Origin of the sequence: Serratia sp. PGPR-27, from assembly GCF_022678525.1 — a bacterium.
Lineage (GTDB): Bacteria > Pseudomonadota > Gammaproteobacteria > Enterobacterales > Enterobacteriaceae > Serratia > Serratia nematodiphila.
This window is the reverse complement of record NZ_JALBYS010000009.1, coordinates 70,242-96,343: the sequence shown is the minus strand read 5'-3', so window position 1 is coordinate 96,343 and position 26,102 is coordinate 70,242. Positions and strand designations below refer to the sequence as shown.

The following is a 26,102-nucleotide window of genomic DNA, read 5'->3' as shown; positions in this document are numbered from 1 at the left end:
CCAATTTAGGAGAGGAACCGGCCGGTTGGCAGCGACATTTGCCACTGGTAACTATTCGATTTGGTAATGACCGGCGTGCGCTGGCGTTTATATCAACCCGCAAAACACCGTCAGACGCTGGGCCAGCGCCAGCGTGGCGGCGGGGGCGCCGTCGCGGTAGTAGAGCGCCAGTTCGAAGCTGTCTATCGGCGGCAATCCTTCGGCCGCCCCCAGCACCCGGTGCGTGGGTAAACGACAGCTGGCCGGCAGCAGGGTGACGCCCAGCCCGGCGGCGGAAGCGGCGGTCAGCGCCGCCAGGCTGGCGCTGCTGTAGCCGATGCGCCAGCGTTTGCCGAGGTTGTCGAGCGCCTGGCACAGCTCGTCGCGGTACAGGCCGCTGAGTGGAAACACCGCCAGCGGCACCGGCGATTGCTCGATGGCCGGGAAGGCCAGGCTGTCCAGCCACAGCAGCGGTTCCGGCCGCGCGGCGCGCGGCGGTTGCCGGCGGCGCTGCTTCACCAGGATCAGATCCAGCTCTTCACGCGCGTAGGCGCTGTGCAGATCGGCGCTCAGGCCGCTGGCGACGTCCAGCCGCAGGTGCGGGTGCTCGCGGCTGAATTCCGCCAGCAGCTCGGTGGTGGGCACGGCGAAATCTTCCGGCATACCGATTCGCAGCACGCCGTCGCGCCAGATGCCGGTCAGCGCGTCATGGGCTTCTTCATTCAGCGCGATAATGCGGCGCGCGTAGCTCAACAGCTTGACGCCTTCTTCGGTCAGCAGCACCTGATGCGAGGAGCGTTCAAACAGCGGCTTGCCCAGCATCTCTTCCAGCCGGCGCACCTGCTGGCTGACGGTGGACTGCGACAAGAACACCCGCTCTGCGGCGCGGGTGAAGCTGTTGCTGTCGCACACGGCGACGAAGCTGAGCAGCAGCTGCGGATTGAACATCGGGTAGCGATTCATTTTCCCACTGTTGGCTATTTTATTATTTAATTTCCCAATACTAGCGGCGTTGCCTACAGTAACGCAACGCTGCGGCGATCGCGCTGTGACGCCGCACTCTTCATTTTGCAGTACCAGGAATATACCGTGTTAAATCATTCTGTTAATTCACCTTCTCCACGTCGCTGGCTCAACCCTCTGTTGCTGGCGCTGGTGTTGATCGGCCTGAACATGCGGCCGCTGTTGACTTCGATCGGCCCGTTGCTGCCGACGTTGCGCCAGGTCACCGGGCTGAGTTTTGGCGGCGCGGCGCTGCTGACCACGCTGCCGGTGCTGATGATGGGGCTGATGGCGCTGGCGGGCGGCGCCATCAACCGACTGTTCAGCGAACGCAGCGCCGTGGCGTTGAGCCTGCTGGCGATCGGGCTGGGCGCGCTTTGGCGCGAACTGGCCCCCGGCAGCGTGCAACTGTTAATGAGCGCGGTGCTGGGCGGGCTCGGCATCGGGGTGATCCAGGCGGTGATGCCCGGCATCATCAAGCATCACTTCCTTAAAAGCATGGCGCTGGTGGCGGGGCTGTGGTCGGCGGCGCTGATGGGCGGCGGCGGGCTGGGTGCGGCGATCACCCCATGGCTGATGAGCGCGGGGCATGACTGGCACAGCGCGCTGGCCTGGTGGGCGTTGCCGGCCCTGGTGGCGCTATTGGCCTGGTGGCCGGTCAGCCGCGGGCTGTCTCGCCTGGGCGCGGCGGGCGAACACCGCGGCTCAAGCCTGCTGCGCAACCGGCGCGCCTGGCTGCTCGGCGCCTATTTCGGCCTGATCAACGGCGGCTATACCAGCCTGATCGCCTGGCTGCCGCCGTATTACATGCAGCTTGGCTGGCAGCCGCAGGCCAGCGGTTCGCTGCTGGCGCTGATGACCTTTGGCCAGGTGATGGGCGCGCTGCTGCTGCCAGCGCTGGCGCGCAATCATGACCGGCGGCCGCTGCTGCTGCTGGCCTTGATGATGCAACTGATCGGCTTTATCGGCCTGATTTACCTGCCGCAAACGCTGCCGTGGCTGTGGGTGTTGCTTTCCGGGCTGGGGCTGGGCGGCGCGTTCCCGCTGTGCCTGGTGCTGGCGCTCGATCACCTGCACCAGCCGGCGGCGGCAGGGCGGCTGGTGGCCTTTATGCAGGGCGTCGGCTTCCTGCTGGCGGGCGTGACGCCCTACCTCTCCGGCCTGCTGCGCGACTACAGCGGCGGCTTCGTGCTGGACTGGCAGATCCACGCGCTGCTGGTGGTAGTGCTGATCGCCATTACCTGGCGCTTCCACCCGCACAGCTACCGGCGGGCGTTCGCCGAATAATATTTCTGTCATTGCCGCTCCCTATAGTGACGTTGCTTTTACTTCTGGGCGATAACAACGAAAAGGGACAATGACATGTACAACACCAAAACCCGGCTGGCGCTGCTGGTCGGCTGCATGGCGCTGAGCACCAACCTGTGGGCCGAGGCGCAGCCGGTGCAGGCGACGCTGGCCGGGCATGCGCTGCTGCCGGTAAAATCCGCCGTTGCCACACCGAAGGACGCGCCGAGCGATCTGCAACAGAGCGGCAAATACACCAGCGGCAAACGCGTCACCGAGCTGGGCAGCGTGGCGGGCAAATCCGCCGATCGCCTGACCGGGATCGGCCTGCCGATCAACGGCCAGCCGCTGCAGGGCCACTCCGGCATCAAACACATGCCCGACGGCACCTACTGGGTGCTGACCGACAACGGTTTCGGCAGCAAGGCCAACTCGCCGGACGCCATGCTGTACCTCAACCACTACAAGATCGATTTCAAAGACGGCACGGTCGCGCCGCTGAAGACGGTGTTCCTGCACGATCCGGATAAAAAGGTGCCGTTCCACATCATCAACGAGAGCACCGAGCAGCGCTATCTGACCGGCAGCGATTTCGATCCGGAAAGCTTCCAGTTTGCCGACGATGCCTTGTGGATCGGCGAAGAATTTGGGCCTTACCTGATCAAGGCCGACCTGAACGGCAAAGTGCTGGCGGTGTTCGACACCCAGGTGGATGGCAAAGTAGTGAAATCGCCGGACAACCCGACGCTGACCCTGCCGGGCGCGCCGGACGGCAAACAGAACTTCCAGGTGGCGCGTTCCAAAGGCTTTGAAGGCATGGCCGCCTCGCCGGACGGCAGCAAGCTGTACCCGCTGCTGGAAGGGGCGCTGTGGGACGGCGAACAGTTCGAGAACGTCGGCGGCAAACGCTACCTGCGGGTGCTGGAGTTCGACGTCAAACAGCAGGCCTGGACCGGCCGCAGCTGGCAGTACGTACTGGAAGACAACCAGAACGCCATCGGCGACTTCAACATGATCGACGCCACCCACGGGCTGGTGATCGAGCGCGACAACGGCGAAGGCACGCCGGATAAAGCCTGCGCCGCCGGCGCGCCGACCGACAACTGCTTCAGCCAGCTGGCCAAGTTCAAGCGGGTGTATAAAATCGCCTTCTCGGACGCCAACGTCGGTAAACCGGTCGAGAAACTGGGTTATATCGACCTGATGAACATTCAGGATCCGAACAAGCTGGCGCGCAAGCCGCTGAACGACGGCGTGCTGACCTTCCCGTTCTTCACCATCGAGAACGTGGACGTGGTGGACGCCAACCACATCATCGTCGGCAACGACAACAACTTCCCGTTCTCCTCCAGCCGCCAGCCTAATATGGCGGATGACAACGAGTTCATCCTGCTGGACGTGAAGGATTTCCTGAAGTAGCGCTCCCCGGCCGCCGAATCGCCGGCGGCCGCCATTTCCCGCTTAGCGCAGCGAACGAACTGCGCTATAATCAGCGCCTTGCTTCCCTCTTCTCCAAGGAAGATCCTCGTCCCCGGTGGGGCGGCCGGACTTCAAATCCGGTTGGGGCCGCCAGCGGTCCTGGGCAGGTTCGACTCCTGTGATCTTCCGCCAATCAGTATCTCCCACACTCTCCTAAAATCAACAAAACCCCCGTAATAACTGGATTAAATGCTCATTATTGTCTCCGGAACTCAACCGGGCTCTACCTACATCAATAAAACTTTGGGGGTGCTTTAGGGGGTGCAAAATTGTATGCTGTTTTTTGGCACCCCCAGACTATGTGGTAACCCCTTATTCCTCTGACTTGGCTGTGCCACACATACGCCGCGCTGCTTATATTTTCAATGGAGATGCTATGCCACTAACGGACATTAAGGTGAAAACGGCTAAGCCGATGGATAAGGCCTACAAGCTAACTGACGGTGGCGGCATGTATCTGCTGGTTAAACCGAATGGCTCAAAATACTGGCGACTGAAGTACCGCTTTGTCGGCAAGGAAAAGATGCTGTCGATCGGCGTTTATCCGGATGTCTCTTTAGCCGATGCACGCCAAAAGAGAGACGAAGCGCGTAAAGTCTTGGCTGCAGGGGGCGATCCTGGTGAGGTGAAGAAGGCGGATAAGCTGGCGCAAAAACTCTCTACTGAAAACACGTTTGAGGCTATCACCCGCGAGTGGCATAAGCAAAAGGCCGATCGTTGGTCTTTACGTTATCGCGATGAAATCATTGATACCTTCGAGAAGGACATATTCCCTTATCTTGGTCGACGCCCGATTGCTGAGATTAAGCCGATGGAGCTGCTCGAAACGCTCCGGCGCTTGGAGAAGCGCGGTGCGCTGGAGAAGATGCGTAAAGTACGCCAGCGTTGTGGTGAGGTATTTCGCTATGCCATTGTGACAGGGCGTGCGGAATACAATCCGGCTCCCGATCTGGCGACCGCCTTGGCAACGCCAAAGAAAACCCACTTTCCCTTCCTTACCGCAGAAGAACTTCCATATTTCATTAGGGATCTGGCTGGTTACACCGGCAGTGTGATCACTAAAACGGCGACGCAGATCATCATGCAAACGGGGGTTCGTACCCAGGAACTACGCTTTGCGCGTTGGGAAGATATTGACTTTGAGAAGCGTCTTTGGGAGATCCCCCCTGAGGTGATGAAGATGAAACGGCCCCATATCGTTCCGCTGTCGGAGCAGGTTGTGGAGCTGTTTCAGTCGCTAAAACCGATTACCGGTATGTATCCGTTGGTATTTGTTGGAAGAAATGACCGGACAAAGCCTATATCAAAGGAAAGCATTAATCAGGTGATTGAACTGCTGGGTTATAAAGGGAGGCTGACAGGGCACGGTTTTCGCCACACGATGAGCACGATCTTGCATGAGCAGGGGTTCAACTCGGCATGGATAGAGACACAGCTTGCTCATGTAGATAAGAACAGTATACGGGGCACCTACAACCACGCTAAGTACTTGGATGGGCGACGCGAGATGCTGCAGTGGTATGCCGACTATATGGACAACCTGGAGCGCGGTGGGAATGTGGTGCATGGGGAGTTTGGGTGTCGTGCTTAGTTGAGAGTGGTATTTTCTGAAGAAGAGCAACAGCGCTGGCAGTGATGCTGGTGCTGTTGGTTTTCGCGGGACTTATTTTTAAACTGAGTATTAGGCATCATTCGTGATGAGCGCCAGAGCGCAAAAGCTGATTACCCACAGTTGATACCCTGTTTTGCTCTCTTTGAGCTGTCATCGCTGGTGTTCACGGCTGGACTGAGATCAGAGAGCCGATGAAACAGAGGTGTTGTATCATGAAACTTGAATTTTTGGAGCGCACTTTATTGGCTGGATTTAGGTCTGTGGCTAATAATGCTCATTCATATGGACACCTTGTCAAACTTGGTCACTTGATGCTTATTCATAGTACTTAAGGTACATACACCGGAACGTTGAAGGAGCTTACTGTCATGGATAAATATCTGCTCAGCGAGCGTGATATCTGCACAAAATTCATTACACCAGCTATTCAACAAGCTGGCTGGCAGCAGCATCAGTTCCGAGAGGAAGTCAACCTCACCGACGGTCGTGTCATGGTTCGCGGTAAGATGGCCTCTCGAGTAAAAAATCCTGAAGCTAAAGGCGGTCCTAAACGTGCCGATTATGTGCTTTATGCAAGACCAAACGTGCCGATCGCGGTTGTAGAGGCCAAACAGGCGAAGTTCTCCATTGGGCACGGTATGCAACAAGCTCTAGCCTATGCTGAAATGCTAGACGCGCCGTTTGCCATTAGTAGCAATGGCGATGGTTTTCTCCTGCATGACCGAACAGGCCTTTCCCTACCTGTCGAACGAGAACTTCAGCTTACCCAGTTCCCGACCTTGGCCGATTTGTGGACGGTATATCAACAATGGAAAGGATTAGTTGCACCTGAAGCTGTAACGCTGATTGAACAGCCGTTTTATACCGATGGTAGCGGTCGCGAACCACGTTACTATCAGCGTGTGGCAATCAACCGTGCCATTGAAGCAGTAGCCAGAAGGCAAGAGCGAATATTGCTGGTCATGGCCACTGGTACAGGGAAAACGTATACAGCTTTTCAGATTATTTGGCGTTTATGGAAAGCAAAATCCAAGAAACGTATTCTATTTTTGGCCGATCGCAATATCCTCGTCGACCAGACCATGCAGCAGGATTTCGCCCCTTTCGGAGAGGTGATGCACAAGATCACTAACCGTGAAGTCAAAAAGAACTATGAGATCTATCTTGCTCTTTACCAAGCGGTAACGGGGAAAGAAGAATGGAAGCAAATCTATCGCCAGTTTCCAGGGGATTTTTTCGACTTAGTCGTGATTGATGAGTGCCATCGTGGCAGTGCCGCGGAAGACTCAGCATGGCGCGATATACTAGATTATTTCACTACAGCCACTCACCTTGGTCTGACTGCCACACCGAAAGAAACCAAGGAAACAAGCAATACCAGCTATTTCGGAGACCCTATTTATACCTATTCGCTCAAGCAGGGTATTGAAGACGGTTTTCTTGCCCCCTACAAGGTGATCCGCATTGCAACCGATGTTGATGCAGTCGGCTACATACCAGAGAAGGGGAAAATCGATAAGCTAGGCCAGGCCATGGAGCAACGACAGTACAACACAAAAGACTTTGATCGCACTTTAGTACTGGAGAAACGCACAGCTCTTGTCGCCAACAAGGTATGGGAATACCTCCAAGCAACCGAGCCGATGGCCAAGACGATTGTTTTTTGTGACGACCAAGATCACGCTGAGAGGATGCGACAAGAGTTGGTAAAGCTCATCCCCGGAGCCACAAATAATCGTCGTTACGTCATGCGAATTACCGGAGACGATAACGAAGGGAAAGCACAGCTCTCTTATTTTATCGACAACGATGAACCTTACCCGGTTATTGCCACTACCTCTAAGCTACTCACCACGGGCGTTGATGCTAAAACCTGCAAGCTGATTGTCTTGGACCAAAGTATCAACTCGATGACGGAGTTCAAACAAATTATTGGCCGCGGCACGCGCCTGCGCGAAGATTACCAAAAACTCTACTTCACCATCATGGACTTTAAAGGCGCTACGCGACTGTTTGCTGATCCCGATTTCGACGGCGAACCGGTGGTGATCTACGAACCTCGCCCTGAGGATCCTGTGGTACCGCCAGATGTCGTCACGCCCCTTAGTATAGAAGAACCCGAACCTCCACCCTATGACCCTAGTCTCACAGATAAGGCTGGTCACAGCGCAGGCCGAGTAAGGTATGTGATTGATGACGTCAATGTGTGTTTAGCGGTAGAACGCTCGCAATATCTTGATGTCGACGGCAAGCTCATCACTGAGGACTACCGAGACCTGCTTAAAAGTGACATTAAAAGCACCTTGCGGGCTAAATTTGGTAACCTAACCAACTTTCTACGGCGCTGGAGCAACGCCGAGCGCAAACAAGCAGTATTAGAGGAATTAGCCGAACATGGCGTACCATTCGAGATCCTGCAACAGGCTGTCGCTAATGGCAGCGAACTGGATGCTTTTGACCTGGTAACCCACGTCGCCTTTGATCAGAAGCCACTCACTCGGCGTGAGCGGGCCAACAACGTGAAAAAGCGTGATGTGTTCGGTAAATACGGTGAGCAAGCTAAGGCCGTACTGGAAGGTCTACTCGAAAAATTTGCCGATCATGGTGTACAAGACATAGAGGATGCCAACGTGCTGGAATTACCACCATTTGACCAATTTGGTAGTAAAACACAAATCCGGCGGGGGATTTTTGGTGGCGTAGAGCAATACACTCAAGCCGTGAAGGCGTTGGAACTGGCTCTCTACGACATATCCGAACAAAAACAGGCTTGATTAAACAACGGGCCCTCAAAAAGCGAATAGAAAGATGAATCTCAGTAGTACCATTAAATCCATTCAAGACATCATGCGCAAAGATGACGGTGTCGACGGAGATGCACAGCGTCTCGGTCAGCTCACATGGATGTTGTTCCTCAAGGTGTTTGATCAACGTGAGGAGGAATGGGCGGATGATAACCTGGCGTATATCTCTCCCTTGCCCGGAAAGTACCGCTGGCGTAACTGGGCAGCTTATATAGAGGGTGATGATGGCAAAAAGAAACCACAAATTGCCGGTAGTGAATTGATCAGCTTCGTCAACAACGAGTTATTCCCAACGCTCAAAGAGATTGATGCTAACAAAAGCCCCCAGCACAAAGTCATCCGTAGTGTCTTTGAAGATGCTAATAACTACATGAAATCCGGCCCGCAGATGCTGGCGGTGATCGAGAAGCTGGAAGACGCTATCAATTTCCACGATTTTACCATTCGCGCCAATATTGGCGATGTGTACGAGCAATTACTCAACGATTTGCGCGGCGCAGGTAATGCAGGGGAATTTTACACCCCGCGTGCCATCACAGCTTTTATGGTTGATAGAGTTAACCCGCGTCTAGATAAGCGTGAGACAGTAATGGATCCCGCCTGTGGAACAGGTGGTTTCTTGACCGCCGCCATAGAGCATTTCCGAAACCAACTCTCGACAATGAAATCACCGCGTCCTGAAGACAGGCGTGCCATTGAAGATCTGATCCTCGGCATCGAAAAGAAGCAGTTGCCGCACCTGCTCTGCACCACCAACATGCTACTGCACGGTATTGACGTGCCAAGCCAGATAGAGCACAAAAACACGTTAGGAATTGGCTGGAACGAATGGAGCGCCAGCGGCAAGGTTGATTGCATCATCACCAACCCCCCATTCGGAGGGTATGAAGACGATGGCGTGGGCAGCGACTATCCGGCTGACTTGCGCACCCGCGAAACCGCCGACATGTTCATGGCGCTCATCATCAAGAAACTGTTGAAGGAAAAGGGTCGCGCCGCCGTGGTGCTACCCGATGGTTTTCTGTTTGGCGATGGCATCAAAGGCTCTCTGAAAAGGCTGTTGTTGCGCGACTGTAAGTTGCACACCATCATCCGCCTGCCCAAGGGGGTGTTTGCGCCGTACACTACCATCAAGACCAACCTGCTGTTCTTTACCAAGGGCAACATGGTCAATGACGGCACCGAGCACTTTCACACCGATACCATCTGGTTCTATGAGCATCCCTATCCACAAGGCTACAAGAGCTATTCCAAAACCAAGCCTATCCGGCGGGAAGAATTCGAACCTGAGCGAGAGTGGTGGGGCTCGGAGGAAAACGACTTTGCCGACCGCGTGGAAAACGCATTCGCCTGGAAGGTTGATTTCAAGACCAAGCGCGAACAGGCCGAAGTCGCTGCACAGCCACACTGGCAACGCGCTGAAGAGCTGAATAACCAGTCCGCTGCGCTGGAAGCAGAAGCAAAAGACTTGCGCAACAGCCTGGGGGGTAGCACCGACAGGGCCTACCGCAAAAAAATCGAATCGCAGATTGTCGAGCTGCGCGCCAAAGCTGAACTGCTGCGCCTGCAAGCTCGCGATGCACAGGCAGCAGGGGATCGCCTCTACTGGCCTATCTTCAACCTCGACCTAAAAAACCCGAACGCGCCGGAAGAGGAAACCCATGACCCGGATCGGCTGCTGGATAAGTACAAAAAATTGCTGGGCGAAATTGAAGAAACCGAAAATCAGCTCAAAAGTGAGTTGGCCGCAGCCCTAGCTCACCACTTTTCTGGTGAGGATGCCTGATGGACGTGAAACAGTTTTTAGCCGAATTTGGGTATATTGCCAATGCGCCGGGGGGTATTGGTAAGTTACGCGAACTGATTCTTGATTTAGCGATTAGGGGCAAATTAACTACAACATCAGATAGGTCTGAAAATGCCCGATCGCTTCTCTCAGAAATTAAGATTTTTCGCGAAGAAATGGTTAAAAGCGGAAGGCTTCGTAGGCCCATGCCTCAACCCGATATCGAAGATTTTGAATTGAAATTTAAACTGCCCGAAAATTGGGCTTATGAGCGTTTAGGGAACGTTTGCGAGATTGTCAGAGGCGTCACATTTCCCGCATCAAAAAAGCAAACTACCCGGTCTTCCGATGTGGTAGCTTGCCTCCGTACCAGCAATGTCCAGTCGGAAATCGATTGGAATGATTTGATTTTCATCGAACAAAAATTTGTTACCAGGGTCGATCAATGGGTCGAAAAAGGTGACACCATGATCTCAATGGCAAATAGCTACGAACTGGTTGGTAAAGTGGCACTAGTGAGAGACGTCAAAGAACGTGCAACATTTGGCGGTTTCATCGCCGCAGTACGCCCTCATATTCTTGAACCTGAGTACCTTTATCTTGCGCTACGCAGCCCTTATATGCAGGCACGGATGCGTGGCACGGCAAGTCAAACAACAAATATTGCAAATATTTCACTCGGAGGGATGCGGCCAATTCCAATGCCAATCCCACCAAAGGAAGAACAATCCCACATCGTCGCCAAAGTCGATGAGTTGATGGCTTTGTGTGACAAGCTGGAGGCGCAGCAGCAAGCCCGTCGCAAACTGCAAAACGCCCTGCGTCAGTCCACGTTGCAAGCCGTCGCCAGCGCCACCAGTCCGCAAGAACTGCGAACCAGTTGGACGCAATTGGCAGACAATTTGGGTAGGCTATTTCATGCTCCGGAAGATGTGGATGAGTTCATCGCAGAGCTCAAAAATATTGCTGTCCGTGGTTTGCTTTCTTCGCCATCAACATCGCTTGCGCCTGTGGACAGTATCATGGCCGATTGCGATAGTTTACGCGGCCAATACATCATGTCAGGTTTGATGCGTCGGCAGAAACAAATCTTAGTTGCTGACTCGGAAGTTGTATACCCAGAACATTGGGCTATTGCACCGTTTGATAAAGTCGCGGTGGTTATTGGAGGGGTAACTAAAGGTCGCGACTTGCGTGGACGTGATGTCATGACGTGCCCTTATCTGGCTGTTGCCAACGTTCAACGCGGATTCTTCAAGCTGACTGATCTGAAAACAATCCAGATCGGAAAACAGGAGTTGAATAAATATCTTGTCCAAGAAGGTGATTTGCTCATCACTGAAGGCGGTGATTGGGACAAGGTCGGTCGCACGGCAATATGGCGAGGTGGTGTCGATAACTGCCTTCATCAAAACCACGTATTCAAGGCTCGGGTTCCTTCATTGTCCTTACTGAACGAATGGGTCGAACTTGTATTCAATTCAGGCATTGGCCGTAACTATTTCGCCGGAGCTTCAAAACAGACAACCAACCTAGCTTCAATCAATATGACGCAACTTCGAAGCTTTCCAATGCCTATTCCACCGCTTGATGAGCAACGAGCAATTTTGGCCAAACTTGATGCACTGACGAAGCAAGCTGGTATTTGGCGCAAAAAGCTAGAGAGTAAGAATCACTTGGCATTATTGCTGGCTAGCGCGACTGTTGCAGCATTTACCGGCCTCACTATCGAACAACAAGAGGAACCCATGAAAGTCCCACAGACCGAGTTGATTGCTCCGCTGCGTTTAGGCATTACGCCGGATATCAAAGCCCAAGCTCCGCTGGCCACCATTCTAGCTCGTCACCAAGGAGAGATGGGCGCCAAGGATTTATGGCAGCGCTTCGGCAGTGAGATCGATGCTTTTTACGCGCAACTGAAAACAGAAGTGGTACACGGTTGGATTCTGGAACCTGCCCCCGCCGAAGTGCTTGAAAAACCAGCCGACAAGGTGAGCGCCTGATATGCAATTGCTGCGCATCCTCATCCCCGCTTTTCGTAATCTGCGCGATCTCGATATCGCTTTCGCAACGCACTTGCACCCCACTGCAGGCGCAACAGATGCACCACCCAAACCTATCCGTAGCCATGCCCTGATTGGTCAGAACGGTACCGGCAAGTCCAACCTGATCGAGGTGCTGATCACTATCTTTCGCGATGTGGATCTGGACCGCGAAGCGGCTTTTGATTACAAGCTGGAATATAGCATTCGTGGTCATGTGGTACGCATTGAGGCTGATACTTCCAAGCAAAAGCGCCCCTATGTGTGGGTGGACGGTAAAGCCGAATCACAAGGTTACTTGCTGAAAAACCGTGAGCTGCTGCCTGCGCACATTTTTGCTTATTACTCGGGTCGCAACGAGCGTATCGAAAGCTTGTTTCAAGAACACCAGCGCCGCTTCAATCAACGCCAGGAAATCCCTACGGACGAAGTACTGTCTGAGCAACTTCTGGGGAACTTTACCGGCTCCGAGGCAGATATTCGCGCTGTCGAAGAAGCCAAACGCCGCCGCGAGTCGCGGTTGAAGCAAGTAGGTGACGACCGCCTGCGCCGCTTATTTTACTGTCGTGGTGGCCATAGCCAACTGGTGTTGCTGGCCTGCCTACTGTCTGACGACCCAGTGTTTCAGAAGGTGCTGAAGAACCTGCACATCGAGTCGCTGGAATCTGCACTATTTGTGCTGAAAGAACCGCACCGCCTGCGTGAAAAGCGTCGCAGTGGCAAATTCGACGAACAGGAACTGAACGAGGGTGATCCACGTTTCTGGTATGCACGGGGCAATGTGGTGAGCGAATTCCTCGACAAGCTGTGGCAAGTGGCTTGGGCTCCGATTGAGCAAGAGGCGACCAAACAGATCGACTTCCGTGGCCGTACCGAAAAACAGAAGCAGCTGTACCTTTTCGTACCAAGTCAGGAGAAGCTTACACTACTTGGCGAACTGGTAGGCAGTACCGACAGTTTTTTCCGCTACGCCGAGGGTGCTTATATTAGTGATCTGATCGAAGAAGTTCGCATCACAGTGAAGAAACGCGATGAGCATGGTGGAAAGGTGAGTTTCGCGCAACTGTCAGAGGGGGAGTTGCAAATGTTGACTGTGCTCGGTCTGATGCGAATCACCCACGAAGATCATTGCCTATTTTTACTCGACGAGCCAGATACTCATTTAAATCCCATCTGGAAACTGCGTTATTTCGATGACATCGAAAATGTGTTTGCTTCCGATGAGGGCGGTTTGATTCAAGGTGGTTCACAAATCCTAATCACTACTCATGACCCTATTATGTTGGGTGGTTTGAAACGTGAACAAGTGCATATACTGCGCCGTGACGGTAACCAGACTATGGTGGAAATACCGGATGAACATCCACAGGGTATGGGGATAACCGGTTTACTCAAGAGTGAACTGTTCGGTCTTTCATCCACATTAGATATAGAAACTGAACGTCGTTTATTTCGTCGTAATGAGCTGTTTGCTTTAGATGAACGCACTGATGCTCAGGATGATGAACTGAAGCGCTTGAGCGCAGAGCTGGCAGATTTAGGATTTGCCAATTCGGATTTCAAGGATCCATTTTACGCCAAGTTTGTACGTCGGATGGCCAAGCATACTCGTTTCCATAAACCGGTATTATCTCCTCAGGAACAAAGTGAACAAGATGCGATTGCCGACGAAATAATTGACGAGATCTTGCGAGAGGAAGGCAAAAAGTGATCTTTATTGATCTTGATAGCAAACTACCAACTGATAGGGATTTGCCTGATGACATTCGTTGGTCCCAGCAGGATTGGGATGCTTGGCTTGCTGAGTCAGCAAGATTGGTTACTCAGCTGGCAGCGCTGAATACGCAAGGGCTTGTCAAGGAACGTAATGATCTGATTGATAAAAATAGCAAACACTGGAGTAAGCTCAAGCCTTGGTTGCTGTCCCTTTCTCATAAAAAGTGCTGGTTCACGGAAGCTCGAGATATTGCATCCCATCTTGATGTTGAGCACTTTCGACCTAAAAAGTCGGCACGTGGTATCAAAGGTATTGAACGTGATGGGTACTGGTGGCTGGCTTTTGACTACGCTAATTTTCGTATCGCAGGTACTGTACCAAATAGAAAGAAAGGGACTTGGTTTCCGCTACGATTTGGATCCAGCTGTTCTACCTTTAATCGCCGTTGTGAGGGGGATGAAATACCCCATTTTCTTGACCCAACAAATCCTCATGATGTCACGCTATTAGCTTTCGATGAAGAGGGGAAAGCAGTTCCAGCCCCAGGAATTACTCGTTGGGAACGTGTGCGTGTGATGCGGACGGTTGAGCGACTGAAGTTAACAGAACACCAAACGTTAGCGGAAGAAAGGCGCAAGGTCTGGCAGAATGTAACTAGGCATATTAGTGAATATCAGCGTGCACTCTCGGAGGCTAAGTACTCAGCTGCTGCTCGTGAGCGAGTTAAGGCTTCGGCGCGTGAAATTGTAAAACTTACTAAGGCAGATGCTGAGTTGTCATCAGTTGCTAAGTGGTGTGTTTGGTTACGTAATGACAGCAAACTTTTGAGGTTGGTAGGGTAATTTAGTTTAATGCTCTCTCGGTTTCTAACTAACAGTATTGATTTAACTTTATTGCGTTTTTTGACGATTGTTATTTAGTTGGATTTAATATATAGGAAAGTAAATATGGATATTAAAGAATTTCCTGCGGGTGTTATTGAGCATCTTGGATGGTACGTATACCGTCTTATTGATCCGCGTGATGGCAGCACATTCTACGTTGGGAAAGGTCGGGGGAATCGTATCTTTGCTCACATGCGGGGCGAGGCATCCGCAGGGGCTGACGATGAATTATTAAGTGAAAAAATACGACAAATCAGAGAGATAAAAGCTGCTGGGTTGGAGGTGATTCATGTAATCCATCGGCATGGAATATCTGATGAGCAAACAGCGTTTCATGTAGAGGCAGCTCTTATAGATGCATATCCAGGTCTTACCAACATCATGAATGGCGCAGGTAGCAATGAGTTTGGAGCGGCGCACATCAAGGAGCTTATTGCTACTTACGCACCTGAGACGATTGAGTTTCGCCATAAAGTGCTTATGATCTCCGTTAATCGAGGTGTGAAGGAGTCGTGTATTTATGACGCTGTGCGTTTTTGTTGGCGAATAAATGTTCATCGAGCGAGAAAGGCAGAAGTAATTCTGGCTACAGTGCGTGGCATCGTACGAGGTGTGTTTATTGCCGATGAATGGCTACCTGCGACGCAGGAGAACTTTCCTGGGGCCATGTACTGGGGGGATAACCCAGAACTGGAGTCGACCACCATTGGTCGTTTTGGCTTCAGAGGTAGGGAAGCACCACCTAACATTAGCAAACTTTACATGGGCAAGAAAATGCCGGATGACTTGCGCAAGAAAGGTGCTATGTCGCCAGTAAAATACTCGCCAGGCTTTTAGAACCGATGATTGTGCTGTTTGATTTTCACTCTTGTATTTATTTTTTCAGTGTGTGCAACACTGACCTGCCCCCAGGATTAGATACAACCTTCAGTTAGTAATGTCGGTTGGTTTTTCTTCATATTTCCTGTTTCGCCAGTCCGTTGCGAATTCAGCTGGTGTCTGGTAATCCAGCGATGAATGGGGACGGCACTCGTTATAATCCTGCCGCCAGTCATTAATCGTTTTCCGGGCATGAAGAATATCGCTGAACCAGTGTTCATTCAGACACTCATCGCGAAAGCGTCCGTTAAAACTCTCAATAAATCCGTTCTGCGTTGGCTTACCTGGCTGGATAAGCCGTAGTTCCACACTATTCTCAAAGGCCCATTGATCGAGCGCGCGGCAGGTAAACTCCGGGCCCTGATCGGTTCTTATTGTCGTCGGATACCCCCGAAACAACGCGATGCTGTCCAGAATACGTGTGACCTGAACGCCTGAAATACCGAAAGCAGTGGTGATCGTCAGACACTCTTTCGTGAAATCATCCACACAGGTCAGGCACTTGATCCTGCGACCGTTGGCCAGTGCATCCATAACGAAATCCATCGACCATGTAAGGTTCGGTGCATCCGGGCGCAGAAGCGGAAACCGTTCGGTCGCCAGCCCTTTACGGCGTCGTCTGCGTTTTACGCTCAGTCCATTAAGGTGGTAAATACGGTATACCCGCTTGTGATTGACGTGAAGGCCCTCCCTCCGCAGCAACTGCCAGATGCGCCGATAACCAAAACGTCTGCGTTCAAGCGCCAGCTCAGTAATACGCCCTGATAAATGTGCATCAGCAGCTGGACGCTGAGCATCATAACGGCAGGTCGACAGGGACAAACCTGTAAGCCGGCAGGCACGACGTTGCGACAGACCGGTCGCATCACACATCAACACCACGGCTTCCCGCTTCTGGCCTGTCGTCAGTACTTTCGCCCCAGAGCCACCTGAAGCGCCTCCTTATCCAGCATGGCTTCGGCAAGCAGCTTCTTGAGCCTGGCGTTCTCTTCCTCAAGCGACTTCAGGCGCTTAACCTCGGGCACCTCCATACCGCCATACTTCTTACGCCAGATGTAAAAGGTGGCGTCGGAAATGGCGTGCTTACGGCAGAGCTCACGGGCAGAAACCCCGGCTTCAGCCTCGCGGAGGATACTGATGATCTGTTCGTCGGAAAAACGCTTCTTCATGGGGATGTCCTCATGTGGCTTATGAAGACATTACTAACATCGGTGTGTATTAATCAACGGGGAGCAGGTCAGGGAGTCATGAAGATGCCAACTAATCCTCTCAACTGGGCCGAGCTCGGTGACATTCTTGCGGCCTGGTGGCGTCGTCAGTCCAGCATGCGGGATCACGCTGTTCAGCGACTCGATGGCATTCATTGTGTAGATCACATTACGGAAGTCTGCCGCAAGCTGGGCATCTCCGATGCCACGTTCTACAGCTGGCGCAAAAAGTACGGCGGGATTTCTCCTTCAGAACTGAAGCATATGCGGCAGCTCGAAGAGGAAAACCTTCGCCTGAAGAGGCTGGTTGCCGGTCTGAGCTTCGATCTGCGTAACTGCTTAGGTTATGTTGAACGACACGGACGGGCGGCAGCTCTTTTTCCTTTATGCCCAGGAACCGCATCAGCCGGTTCAGATCCAGTTCACCCGGAGTATTCAGCATCTGCTCCATCCCGCGTGCCACGACCGAGATGCCCATTCGCTTCAGGCAACTTTTTGTTCATTCTCTCCAGGCCCTGTAGTACCGAAAGGCTGGTTCAGTCTTTCTCAGCGTCGGCACGAAGCGGGCGCGTTTTGCCTCACCGGCACTCTTTGAAGCGGTACCTTGAATTGCCCGATATTCCGGGATTAATGGCATACAGGTCTCCGGCGTCCGGGTACTGGATCAACTCCGAATCAGTCATAGCAAAACGAGCAGTGGTAATGAATAACGTTCCGAGTTGGTCCCCACCGAAGCAGCAGCTGGTTGGACGCGGAACAGGCATTGTCACGTTATCGCTCAGATACCCGTTCCGGTCATAGCGTAACAGACATCCCCCATTGAACTGACAGACCCATAAGCCCTCCTCCTTATCCAGAGCGATGCCATCCGGACGTCCCAGTCCGGTGGGCGTCCTTGCGAACAGTCTGACATTTGCAGGTTTGCCATGTGCCGTATAAGTCGCCTTAAAAATCGAGCAGGTGATCGAATCGACAAAATAGACGGTGTTTCCGTCTTCCGACCATGCAATTCCGTTAGGCAGAGCGATCCCTTGCTGAATTAGACAGGCGTCACCTGAGCTGCTAAAACGGTAAAGCGCGCCAGGGTTACGATCCGGCCCCTCATGCATAAGTCCTGAAATAAAACGGCCCTGCGGATCGCAGGCACCATCGTTGAAGCGACATCCTGTACCGTCGTGAACAGCCGGACTGATGAGGCTCACTTCTCCGGCCTGCAGTTCGAGCATGGCAACGGCTGTGTCTTCTGTGAAAATGAGATTGCCTTTGTCGGTCAGCGCCAGGGCGCCAATACGTGCCGCTGACTTATAAACGGTTTCTGTCCTGCCATTCTGCAGTAGCACATGGATCCTTCCGCGAGTGATGTCCACGAAATACAACACACCTTTCTGTTCATCCCACACAGGACTTTCACCCAGTTCGGCGCGCACCTCTGTAACGCGACGCATATCGTAACCGTCAGGCATTTCAGACCTCTTTTATCTGCTGCCAAAGGCGGGCGACATCCGTCACGCTTTCACACTCGACACGCTTCAGGTCTGTGGGGTAAACAACGCCTGGATTCTCACAAAAACGCGTGGCGGTGAACTGGCCATTGCTGGCACGAAGGATGTAGCCAGTGTCCTGACACAACGGACTTGACAGATAAAGGACGCCAGGCGCTACCCACTCCGGTTTGAGGTCAGCCGGAGGCTGCGTAATCCCCCACATGCGTGTTCTGGCAACCGGCGAGACAGCGTTCACAAGAATGCCATGTTGTTCGCCTTCCTGGCTCAGGGCATTCATGACTCCTATCTGGGCCATTTTGCCCGCAGCGTAAGCCACGAGGCCGGGCTGTGCATAACGCTGAAACATGGCACGATCGGACGTGTTAAGCACTACTCTGGGCGAGGAAGAGCGTTTAAGGTATGGCCATGCATATTTACTCAGCCAGATCGGCGCACGAAGACTGATACCGATGGCTCGCTCAAGGAAATCCTCATCCTGGTCTTCGATAAGCTGATAGTCCACCCAGCCTGCGTTGTGGATCAGTATGTCCAGTTTACCTAACCGGGTAACAGCCAGTTCAATCAGTTCCCTGCACGCCTCCTCACTGTCCAGGCGTCCACTGTGTGAAAGCAGTTGCCCCTGGTCGGCGCGCAGGGTGCGGGCAGCTTCTGAAATCACATCCTCAGCGGCACCTTCACCAGACCGGTTTGTGCCAGCGTCGCTGATGACAACCCGCGCACCATTATCCAGCAACGACTGCGCGTATGCGCGTCCCAGGCCCTGTCCTGCGCCGGTGATGATTGCGACCTTATCTTTCAAAAGCGTATCTGTAAGCGGTTTTGTGTTGCTCATGCTGAATCCCCGTGATCATGGAAGTCATGATGATCGCGTGTCACAGGAAACCGGTAAAATATATTATTTGTAGGCTGGTAATATCTGTAACGTCTTAATCTGCACTGAGTGCCATAGATCTGTGTATCTCTTCGATTAATTTATCCCGGATTAAAGACGCCGAGTGTGCATTCCACCCCATCAGGAGTTCCACGTGCTGCAGCCCGGCCGGAGCATCGACTCTGAATGGCCTGAATATCACGTCTTCCCGTGTCTCTTTGGCCAGTGAGGCGGGCAGCAATGCGACGCCGAAACCGCTGGCAACAAGTGCAATGAGCGTCTGCAGTTGCCGGGCCTGTTGTGAAATATGGGGTCTGAATCCTGCCGCTCCGCACAACTGGATCAGCTGGTCGTGAAAACCCTGCCCCAGGTGGCGTGGTGCTGAAACGAAGTGGTCGCTCTGGAAGGCTGAGAGGTGAAGGGTTTCACACTGTGCAAGGCGGTGTGTGGCAGGCAGAGCGAGCATAACCGGCTCACGCAGGATGGTGTCGAAACGCAGCCCTGGTGCGCTCCTGCCGGGCGTGCGCATAAATCCGAGGTCCGCGCGTCCCTGCTCAAGCGCTTCTGTCTGCTCCTGAGTCGTGGCCTCCAGCATCGTAAAGGAGATCGCCGGATAAGCGGTACGAAATTCTCTCAGTGCACGCAGAAGGGGGGCATAACCGGCAATGCTGATAAAGGTCAGGGTGAGATGACCTTCAATTCCCTGTGACACGCGGCGGGTTTTTTCAACACCTTCATCAAGAACACGTAACACTTCTCGCGCTGATTCGAGAAAATTAATCCCTGCAGGCGTAAGTGACACACTGCGGTTCGTGCGTTCGAACAGCGAGACACTTAACTCCTGTTCTAGTCGGCGGATAGCCTGACTGAGGGGAGGCTGCGCCATATGAAGTCGCTGCGCAGCCCGGTTGAAATGTAATTCTTCTGCAACGGCAATGAACTGGATAAGAAGCCGGGTTTCTATCATGAGATCACATGGATACCATTCGGGTTTTTATGAGATTCATACCATATTGCTGATGCAGAAATATACCTTTTAAGCAGAAGGTAGTGGAGGCGAAAGACCTCGATCAACCATGCCCGTTCACTCATAAAATAATGTCCATTAAACAGATGATGGACATTATTTTCAGGGAAAGCGGGCCGCTCTGACAGACGGTTCAAATGTGACGCTTACCTTTAATTTCTGTTAGTTACCGCGTGAATCTGCGATACGTTGCTGTAGCCAGGCTTCAACTTCACTCTGTAGCCAACGAGAACTACGCCCCAATTTGATAGGTTTCGGGAATTCACCGAGTTGAATCAATTTGTAGAACCACTTGTCTGTAAGCTGCGTAAAGCCAGTGATAAACGCCATATCGACAAGCTGATCATTCAGAAGGGATGGTGTGTTGGTGTTCATGATTAAATCTCCTTTAAGTCAATTGGTTAAAGGAGGAATGACTGTCTTTAAGTTTGTGTTGCAGCCTTCCTCAGTGGATGGAAGGCCGTGTAAAAAAGTACTGATAATCCTAATCTTCAGAATGGTGATGCGTCTGCATTACCTGAAATCTCGTCAGAGTGTTTTCCAACGGTTTTTAGTCCTCATCGAAAGTCCCTTGTGCAGAGACTGAACATCCCAATGTACGTACCTTGTTGCTGTACTGCTTGGTTCGGTGTTTGGCCATATAATCAATGCGCTGGAACACCGCCTGACAGTCATCCGTGGCCCCCAGCTTTGCTCTGAACAGGTGATAACACGGGTTTTCCGGAAACGAGGCCAGAGCACGGTATTCATCACCTTTCAGCTTCAGCGCACTTAACCATGCCTGAGTAATCAGGTCTGCCAGGTTCCCCTTTTTCTGATACTTCCCCAGCCGCCAGAAGGCATCTCGGTTAAACATCAGCAGCGCGTGATAGTGGATTTTTTCCCCGCACTGATTGTTCTCTCTTACCCAAATGAAATGCAGATCTGAACTATGGACTTGCTTACCAGGGTTCTTTTTCTTTCTCCGTTTGAATACCGCGGTGAGACGAGACCTGATGGCCGGTGTAAAGGCTTCAATGGCTTTGTTGTCATCAACGCAATAACTATCCGGAAAACGCAGGTCTACACGGACGGCAAAGGTTCTCGGATGTGTTATCAGGGCATTGTTCAGCGTGCTACGGAATCGCAAAAGGTAATGGAGGTTATGGGTCTCAGAGGTGTTTCTTGTCATAGCGCTGTCTCGGGTTGTTATTTTACAGATAATTACTCGCTCACTTGAGAATGACGGGATGCGTGAGTGAGCGCGTTATCGGATATGGGGAAGCACGGTCAGTGGGGCTGTGGCGTAACCTGTGTTGTGCGTTAGTCATTTCTGGCGGAGAGGCTTGGCGGTAAGTGTGGAGGGTTGAGCTTTGCTTCTCACGCTGGGTTTGGGGTTAGGGTTTCGCATAGTATTACTACGGAGTTACTGGCTATCAGGATTACAGGTGACATATCAAGTCATATTTATGGGATTGGTTAATATTTATTAAAATCAATATGATTTATTTTGTTTATTAATTTGACCTATATAATCCTTATTATTTATATAAATATATATTATTATATCCGATAGACGTTTGGTCCATGCGAGGGAAAGCAACCTTGGAGCACTGAGGCCTGGATGATACAAATTCGGTTTTTCACCCCTCAATTTTACTCGGGAGTTATCCTCGGGAGAACAGGGCAAAATACAGCAGAGTATACGGACCTTGTTGCTTAACGAGATGAGTTCTGGGCTCCTGGCGGAAAAGTGGAAGGTGTCACATTCAGCAAGGGTGACGGGGGGCTGCTGAGCAGCCAGCAAGAACAACAATCTTATCATCGGGAGTGGGAGACTGCCGAAGTCATCTGCAAGATAGGGGGGAGCAGAACCAAAAGGTAAGGTCTTACATGCAATACAAAGCCCAGTAAAAAATCACATAAGACAGCTGGAGAGCCTGGGTTGCTGCCGTAAAGAGCTAGAGGCGTTGAGTTTCGATCTTATTGTGTGAATGAGACGTTATGTTACCATGTCAGTATGTTATAAAAAGTGCAGCACTTTCTTGAATGATAAAAGTGCCGCACCTTGAGAGGTGCTCATGCCCAGCCACAACCGGATCACCGTTAATCTCCCATCCAGGTCACTCTACAGTGACCTGAAAAAACTAGCCCAAAAGACGGAACTCACTCTTTCAGGACTTGTGCAGAAAATCGTTATCGCAAGTCTCAGGTCTGATGTAACGGACACTGTGTTTCTGGAGGGGTTACGTGCAGATACAAGCTCAGACGAAGTTGAGACACAGGAGCGGGATTTAACACGAATCCTTCGCAGTACCGTGATGAGGGAGAAAGGAAACTACACATCAGACAAACGGGTTATGCTCAATGCCAGGTCACTAGTGCTGCGTGATTATCAATATGAACGCCTTACCGCGGAGTTTGAGAGAAATACTCAGGTTGAACTTTTAAACAGTAAAATTAGTAATGAATTAAAAAAACCAGTCCGAGATTCACTACGGGAGCATGTCACCAATATGATCCCCTTAATCATAGGTCAGTTGGGTGGTGTGCCCGATATTCTTCATTTGTTCGTCAAAAAAGCATTGGTTCAGTATTATTGTGATGACTATGACCAGTTACACTTCAACATTCGACCTGAGTTGCATGTGTTACCTCTCATCATTGACGATGTCATGAACAGCAGGCTAGACTTTCTTCAGATCAGATTTAAACAGTTCAAAGATGTGGCCGTAAATGGTTGGGATAAGAGCAAGTATGAGCGGCTTATTTTAATCGATAATGCATCTACTTCCCGCTCGGGAGGGTACTTCGTTGGTGTTTCCTTGTACAAACTGGATTACATGGCGGATGAGTATAAGGATTTTCATTGCATCTCTATAGACAATGATACTGGACGGAAATCTGTAAACTGCATGGTGCACATTCATCACAGAGATGTGAAATTCAAAAGGATCTTAAAGCCTTTCGCTCCATAAATATTCAGACCGATATTACTTCTGTGATAACCAAATTAAATTTTTATCACAGGTGATATTGATGAGCAACGAACATCCGGCAAATAGGCCGCTGGCGAGGATACTCTCCCGTCTGCCAGCAAACACAGTACGTGAGATCCGGCATAATCTCAGTCGTGCCCTCTCTTATGAACCGACAATCGGACTGATGGGCAAAACCGGTGCAGGTAAATCCAGCCTGTGTAATACGCTTTTTACGTCTCCTCCTGCCAATGTGGATGCGGTGAAGGGGGGGACCCGTCTTGCTCAACAGTACAGAACCTCTGAGGGTCTGTATGCTCTCAACATTGTTGATTTCCCAGGGATCGGTGAAACACCCATGCTTGATAAGATGTATGCCCATTTGTACCAACACTGGTTGAATAGGCTGGACCTGATCGTCTGGGTGCTGAAAGCTGATGACCGCGCATGGAATGACGATATCCGGTGTTACCAGCAGTTGGTTTCCCAAGGCGCAGATCCTGCCCACTTTCTGTTTGTCCTCAGCCAGGCCGATAAAATAGAGCCTTGCCGAGAATGGAATACTGCAACCCACCAGCCCTCTCTACGGCAGCGGCAGAATCTACAGGAGAAAGTGACCCAGGTGAATACCTTATTTTCTCCCATTCATCCTGTTTTGGCGGTTTCTGCCTCTGAAGGTTTCAACATATCTCAGTGGGTCGAAACCCTCATCACCATTTTACCCGATAAAGCCAGTAGTGCAGTTACCAGTCAGCTTGAGCCTGTGTATCGGACGGAGAAGGTGACCACCACGGCACAGGAGGGCTTTGCCCGTGTTGTGGGTGAAATCTTTGACAACAGCGTGGAGGCCCTGCTGGAGTCTCACACACTCAGAGCCTGGTTAACACGGATCCGTTATCGATTGATCTCTCTGGCCAAATTGCTTTGGCATCGCTTCTTTTAACGTATGCCGAGAAACCTGCGTTGTGTTCGATCTGTTTCGCCGATCGAATATAGATTTGTTATAGTTTTTGACTATTAAATAAATATTAATGATCGTTTTTAACGATAGATTTCAACGATCGGTTTCGGTTTATTGATCTTCACTAACGATTATCCCTCCTCTTTACATCCCGATACGATCCCCTCGCGGGGGAGGTCGTTCAATCCCACTGTTTTCTAATTAATTATTAATAAAGGAATATTTCTCTATGTTGAAACCTTATCCGTTTTTCAAACAGGACACCTACGCCTGGTGTTTATCCATTGGCCTTCCTGTTATCTGGGGTCTCTCCGCTATCTTCCTCCCACAGAAAGTTGCGCTGGGTCTTTATATGCTTTGCTCCCTGGTCTGGGTGCTCCTCGACCGATTGAGCCTGTTTAAACAGGAGAAAACTGCGCCTTCACTGGGATGGTTCCTGCTACCGATGGTTTACCTGCGGCAACGTGACGAGCGTCAGGGGAAACCCTGGCGCTTGTTACAGGTATGGCTGATTTGCACCGTGTTATCAGCCGTGGTCGGTAATCATTTTAAAACGCAATCGGGTACCGAACGGCTGGCGCAAAGCGCTTGCCCGGTGGTCACTAAAATCCTGCAGCGTCAGGGCATAGAGGAGCACTGTATCCGTATTACAGATATCAAGGAGGAGGTGGCAGGGCGTTTTTATCAGGCTCAGGCTTTGCTGAATACCGGCTCAAAAGAGCCGCTGACGATAGAGGTACGCTCAGGCGGGAATATTTACGTTACGCTAACGGATTCGGAATAAGTTATCTTTATCAAGGAGATGATGAACATGAAAAAAATGATAATGATGTTTACCCTGTTGGTCAGCGCTCTGTTGAGCCAGGCCGCATGCGCAGCGGCTTATGATCCCAAGCCGATAAAATACCGGAATGTGGTGGCTGACAGCGTACAGGTTGAGCATGACCGTATTATGGATGGCGTTGATGAATTTATCATCACGGGGAAGAAGGGGAAAGTTACTGAGAAATTCAGGCTCACCTGCAACGCTGATGAAGCGCGTTTGAATATCCTGTATTACCTGAAAGATATCTATGGTGATAAGGCTGATGGGGCAACGGGAATGACCCTGCAGTATTACCCGGCAGGGGCTCATCAAATGAACATCAGTATCGATCATCCCGATACGTTGATGGACAGCCTTCTGACGGCTAATTTGGCACAGGCTGTTTCAAAAATGCTAGATCACAAGACTGGAACCTTTGTTTTTCACTTCTACCATAATGACAGCAGCTTCGATCATGTCCCTCTGGCGTACAGCTTCCAATACCCTGCGAAATTGCTAGCCCCAGCCCTGGGGAAGGCATTGGTTGATGCTAAGGCTACATCATGCGACATCAAATCAGGCAATAGTCAGTTATCACCACTCAAGCGCCTTGTTGATCACCAATAGCTAATTGAATAACGCCATCATTCTGCTACTCACTTCGAGCCCTGTCGCTGATCGCGATGGGGCTTTTTGTATTAAGGAGCCGAGATGACCTATTTCAAGCAGTTTCCTGCGCTACTGCTCAATGAGCCCTGAATACAGCGCCATCATGCATATGAACGACTGAAAACAACGGGAATAACATCATGAACTTAACCTTATCCCCTGCAGTCACTGAACTGCCATTAAGTACACAACGTACTATCAAACGCGCCCTGTTCTTGCTGGAGGCCCATTTGCGTGAGCCGGGAGCCTCATTCACTTCACCCGGTACCGTCAGCGATTGGTTGCGGTTGCGAATGGCGAGGCTGGAGCGAGAAGTCTTTATGGTGCTCTGGCTGGACAATCAGCATCGATTGTTAGCCCACGAAACGTTGTTCACCGGCAGTATCAACAGTACCGAAGTCCACCCCCGCGAAATCGTGAAAGCGGCACTGCAACACAATGCTGCTGCGGTGCTTCTGGCGCATTGCCATCCTTCCGGCCACGCTGAGCCCAGTGTTGCCGATCGGCAAATCACCGGCAGGATTAAAGATGCGCTGGCTCTGGTTGAGGTCAGGGTACTGGATCACTGTATTGTCGGCGGCATGTCGGTGTATTCGTTTGCTGAACACGGCTTGTTATAGGGGGCGAT

At 51.6% G+C, this 26,102-nt stretch carries 21 protein-coding genes, 1 tRNA gene and 1 pseudogene; 16 read left to right on the top strand and 7 right to left on the bottom strand.

Going from position 1 to position 26,102, the window contains the following annotated elements:
• Positions 1 to 87: 87 nt before the first annotated feature.
• Positions 88 to 942 carry a LysR family transcriptional regulator gene (locus tag MMS95_RS07430; RefSeq protein ID WP_135637691.1) on the bottom strand — a complete coding sequence of 285 codons (855 nt, stop codon included), beginning with the start codon at positions 940 to 942 and terminating at the stop codon, positions 88 to 90.
• 210 nt (positions 943 to 1,152) lie between these two features.
• On the opposite strand from MMS95_RS07430, the gene MMS95_RS07425 reads away from it, so the two are divergent.
• From MMS95_RS07425 to MMS95_RS07380, 10 genes are all read left to right on the top strand, one after another.
• On the top strand, positions 1,153 to 2,268 hold the full coding sequence (locus tag MMS95_RS07425; protein WP_347340949.1) for a cyanate transporter: 1,116 nt from the start codon (positions 1,153 to 1,155) through the stop codon (positions 2,266 to 2,268).
• 75 nt (positions 2,269 to 2,343) lie between these two features.
• Positions 2,344 to 3,687: an esterase-like activity of phytase family protein gene (locus MMS95_RS07420; RefSeq protein ID WP_242141538.1), complete on the top strand. Its 1,344-nt coding sequence runs from the start codon at positions 2,344 to 2,346 to the stop codon at positions 3,685 to 3,687.
• Positions 3,688 to 3,784: 97 nt separating this feature from the next.
• Positions 3,785 to 3,879, top strand: a tRNA-Sec gene (locus MMS95_RS07415).
• 244 nt (positions 3,880 to 4,123) lie between these two features.
• Entirely contained in the window at positions 4,124 to 5,338 is a 1,215-nt protein-coding gene (locus tag MMS95_RS07410; RefSeq protein ID WP_242141537.1) for an integrase arm-type DNA-binding domain-containing protein, read from the top strand.
• 389 nt (positions 5,339 to 5,727) lie between these two features.
• A complete protein-coding gene (locus MMS95_RS07405; RefSeq protein ID WP_242141536.1) occupies positions 5,728 to 8,133 on the top strand; it encodes a DEAD/DEAH box helicase family protein in 2,406 nt (801 codons plus the stop codon).
• A gap of 34 nt (positions 8,134 to 8,167) precedes the next feature.
• Positions 8,168 to 9,949, top strand: a complete 1,782-nt coding sequence (locus tag MMS95_RS07400; RefSeq protein ID WP_242141535.1) for a class I SAM-dependent DNA methyltransferase — start codon at positions 8,168 to 8,170, stop codon at positions 9,947 to 9,949.
• Positions 9,949 to 11,952 carry a restriction endonuclease subunit S gene (locus MMS95_RS07395; RefSeq protein WP_242141534.1) on the top strand — a complete coding sequence of 668 codons (2,004 nt, stop codon included), beginning with the start codon at positions 9,949 to 9,951 and terminating at the stop codon, positions 11,950 to 11,952. Before MMS95_RS07400 ends, MMS95_RS07395 begins: the two co-directional genes overlap by 1 nt.
• 1 nt (position 11,953) lies before the next feature.
• Positions 11,954 to 13,702, top strand: coding sequence for an AAA family ATPase (locus MMS95_RS07390; protein WP_242141533.1), 1,749 nt, complete (start codon positions 11,954 to 11,956; stop codon positions 13,700 to 13,702).
• Positions 13,699 to 14,550 carry a hypothetical protein gene (locus MMS95_RS07385; RefSeq protein ID WP_242141532.1) on the top strand — a complete coding sequence of 284 codons (852 nt, stop codon included), beginning with the start codon at positions 13,699 to 13,701 and terminating at the stop codon, positions 14,548 to 14,550. Before MMS95_RS07390 ends, MMS95_RS07385 begins: the two co-directional genes overlap by 4 nt.
• Before the next feature lie 105 nt (positions 14,551 to 14,655).
• Positions 14,656 to 15,429 (top strand): hypothetical protein, encoded by a 774-nt coding sequence (locus MMS95_RS07380; RefSeq protein ID WP_242141531.1) that lies wholly within the window; start codon positions 14,656 to 14,658, stop codon positions 15,427 to 15,429.
• 90 nt (positions 15,430 to 15,519) lie between these two features.
• On the opposite strand, the gene MMS95_RS07375 is transcribed toward MMS95_RS07380, so the two are convergent.
• A protein-coding gene (locus tag MMS95_RS07375) for an IS3 family transposase (protein ID WP_242141530.1) occupies positions 15,520 to 16,640 on the bottom strand; the annotation gives its coding sequence in 2 pieces (ribosomal slippage) (positions 15,520 to 16,382 and positions 16,382 to 16,640; 1,122 coding nt in all).
• A gap of 156 nt (positions 16,641 to 16,796) precedes the next feature.
• Between MMS95_RS07375 and MMS95_RS07370 the strand changes: the two are divergent.
• A pseudogene (locus MMS95_RS07370) lies at positions 16,797 to 17,006 on the top strand (transposase); the annotation flags it as partial.
• A gap of 251 nt (positions 17,007 to 17,257) precedes the next feature.
• Here MMS95_RS07370 and MMS95_RS07365 read toward each other — a convergent pair.
• From MMS95_RS07365 to MMS95_RS07345, 5 genes are all read right to left on the bottom strand, one after another.
• Complete coding sequence (locus MMS95_RS07365) at positions 17,258 to 18,142, bottom strand: SMP-30/gluconolactonase/LRE family protein (protein ID WP_242141529.1); 885 nt, start codon at positions 18,140 to 18,142, stop codon at positions 17,258 to 17,260.
• Between the two features lies 1 nt (position 18,143).
• Positions 18,144 to 19,016, bottom strand: coding sequence for an SDR family NAD(P)-dependent oxidoreductase (locus MMS95_RS07360; RefSeq protein ID WP_242141528.1), 873 nt, complete (start codon positions 19,014 to 19,016; stop codon positions 18,144 to 18,146).
• 94 nt (positions 19,017 to 19,110) lie between these two features.
• Entirely contained in the window at positions 19,111 to 20,022 is a 912-nt protein-coding gene (locus MMS95_RS07355) for a LysR family transcriptional regulator (RefSeq protein ID WP_242141527.1), read from the bottom strand.
• 222 nt (positions 20,023 to 20,244) lie between these two features.
• Positions 20,245 to 20,457 carry an AlpA family transcriptional regulator gene (locus MMS95_RS07350; RefSeq protein WP_242141526.1) on the bottom strand — a complete coding sequence of 71 codons (213 nt, stop codon included), beginning with the start codon at positions 20,455 to 20,457 and terminating at the stop codon, positions 20,245 to 20,247.
• 175 nt (positions 20,458 to 20,632) lie between these two features.
• Entirely contained in the window at positions 20,633 to 21,253 is a 621-nt protein-coding gene (locus MMS95_RS07345) for an inovirus Gp2 family protein (RefSeq protein ID WP_242141525.1), read from the bottom strand.
• A gap of 889 nt (positions 21,254 to 22,142) precedes the next feature.
• Here MMS95_RS07345 and MMS95_RS07340 point away from each other — a divergent pair.
• The 5 genes from MMS95_RS07340 to radC all read left to right on the top strand — a co-directional run bounded on the left by MMS95_RS07340 (position 22,143) and on the right by radC (position 26,094).
• On the top strand, positions 22,143 to 23,039 hold the full coding sequence (locus tag MMS95_RS07340; RefSeq protein ID WP_242141524.1) for a hypothetical protein: 897 nt from the start codon (positions 22,143 to 22,145) through the stop codon (positions 23,037 to 23,039).
• Positions 23,040 to 23,100: 61 nt separating this feature from the next.
• The gene (locus MMS95_RS07335; protein ID WP_242141523.1) at positions 23,101 to 23,982 is read left to right on the top strand and encodes a GTPase; all 882 of its coding nucleotides are present in this window, start codon (positions 23,101 to 23,103) and stop codon (positions 23,980 to 23,982) included.
• A gap of 247 nt (positions 23,983 to 24,229) precedes the next feature.
• The gene (locus MMS95_RS07330) at positions 24,230 to 24,784 is read left to right on the top strand and encodes a hypothetical protein (RefSeq protein WP_228205408.1); all 555 of its coding nucleotides are present in this window, start codon (positions 24,230 to 24,232) and stop codon (positions 24,782 to 24,784) included.
• A gap of 27 nt (positions 24,785 to 24,811) precedes the next feature.
• The gene (locus MMS95_RS07325; protein ID WP_228205407.1) at positions 24,812 to 25,432 is read left to right on the top strand and encodes a hypothetical protein; all 621 of its coding nucleotides are present in this window, start codon (positions 24,812 to 24,814) and stop codon (positions 25,430 to 25,432) included.
• Between the two features lie 182 nt (positions 25,433 to 25,614).
• Positions 25,615 to 26,094, top strand: a complete 480-nt coding sequence (gene radC, locus MMS95_RS07320) for a DNA repair protein RadC (RefSeq protein WP_242141522.1) — start codon at positions 25,615 to 25,617, stop codon at positions 26,092 to 26,094.
• Positions 26,095 to 26,102: the final 8 nt, after the last annotated feature.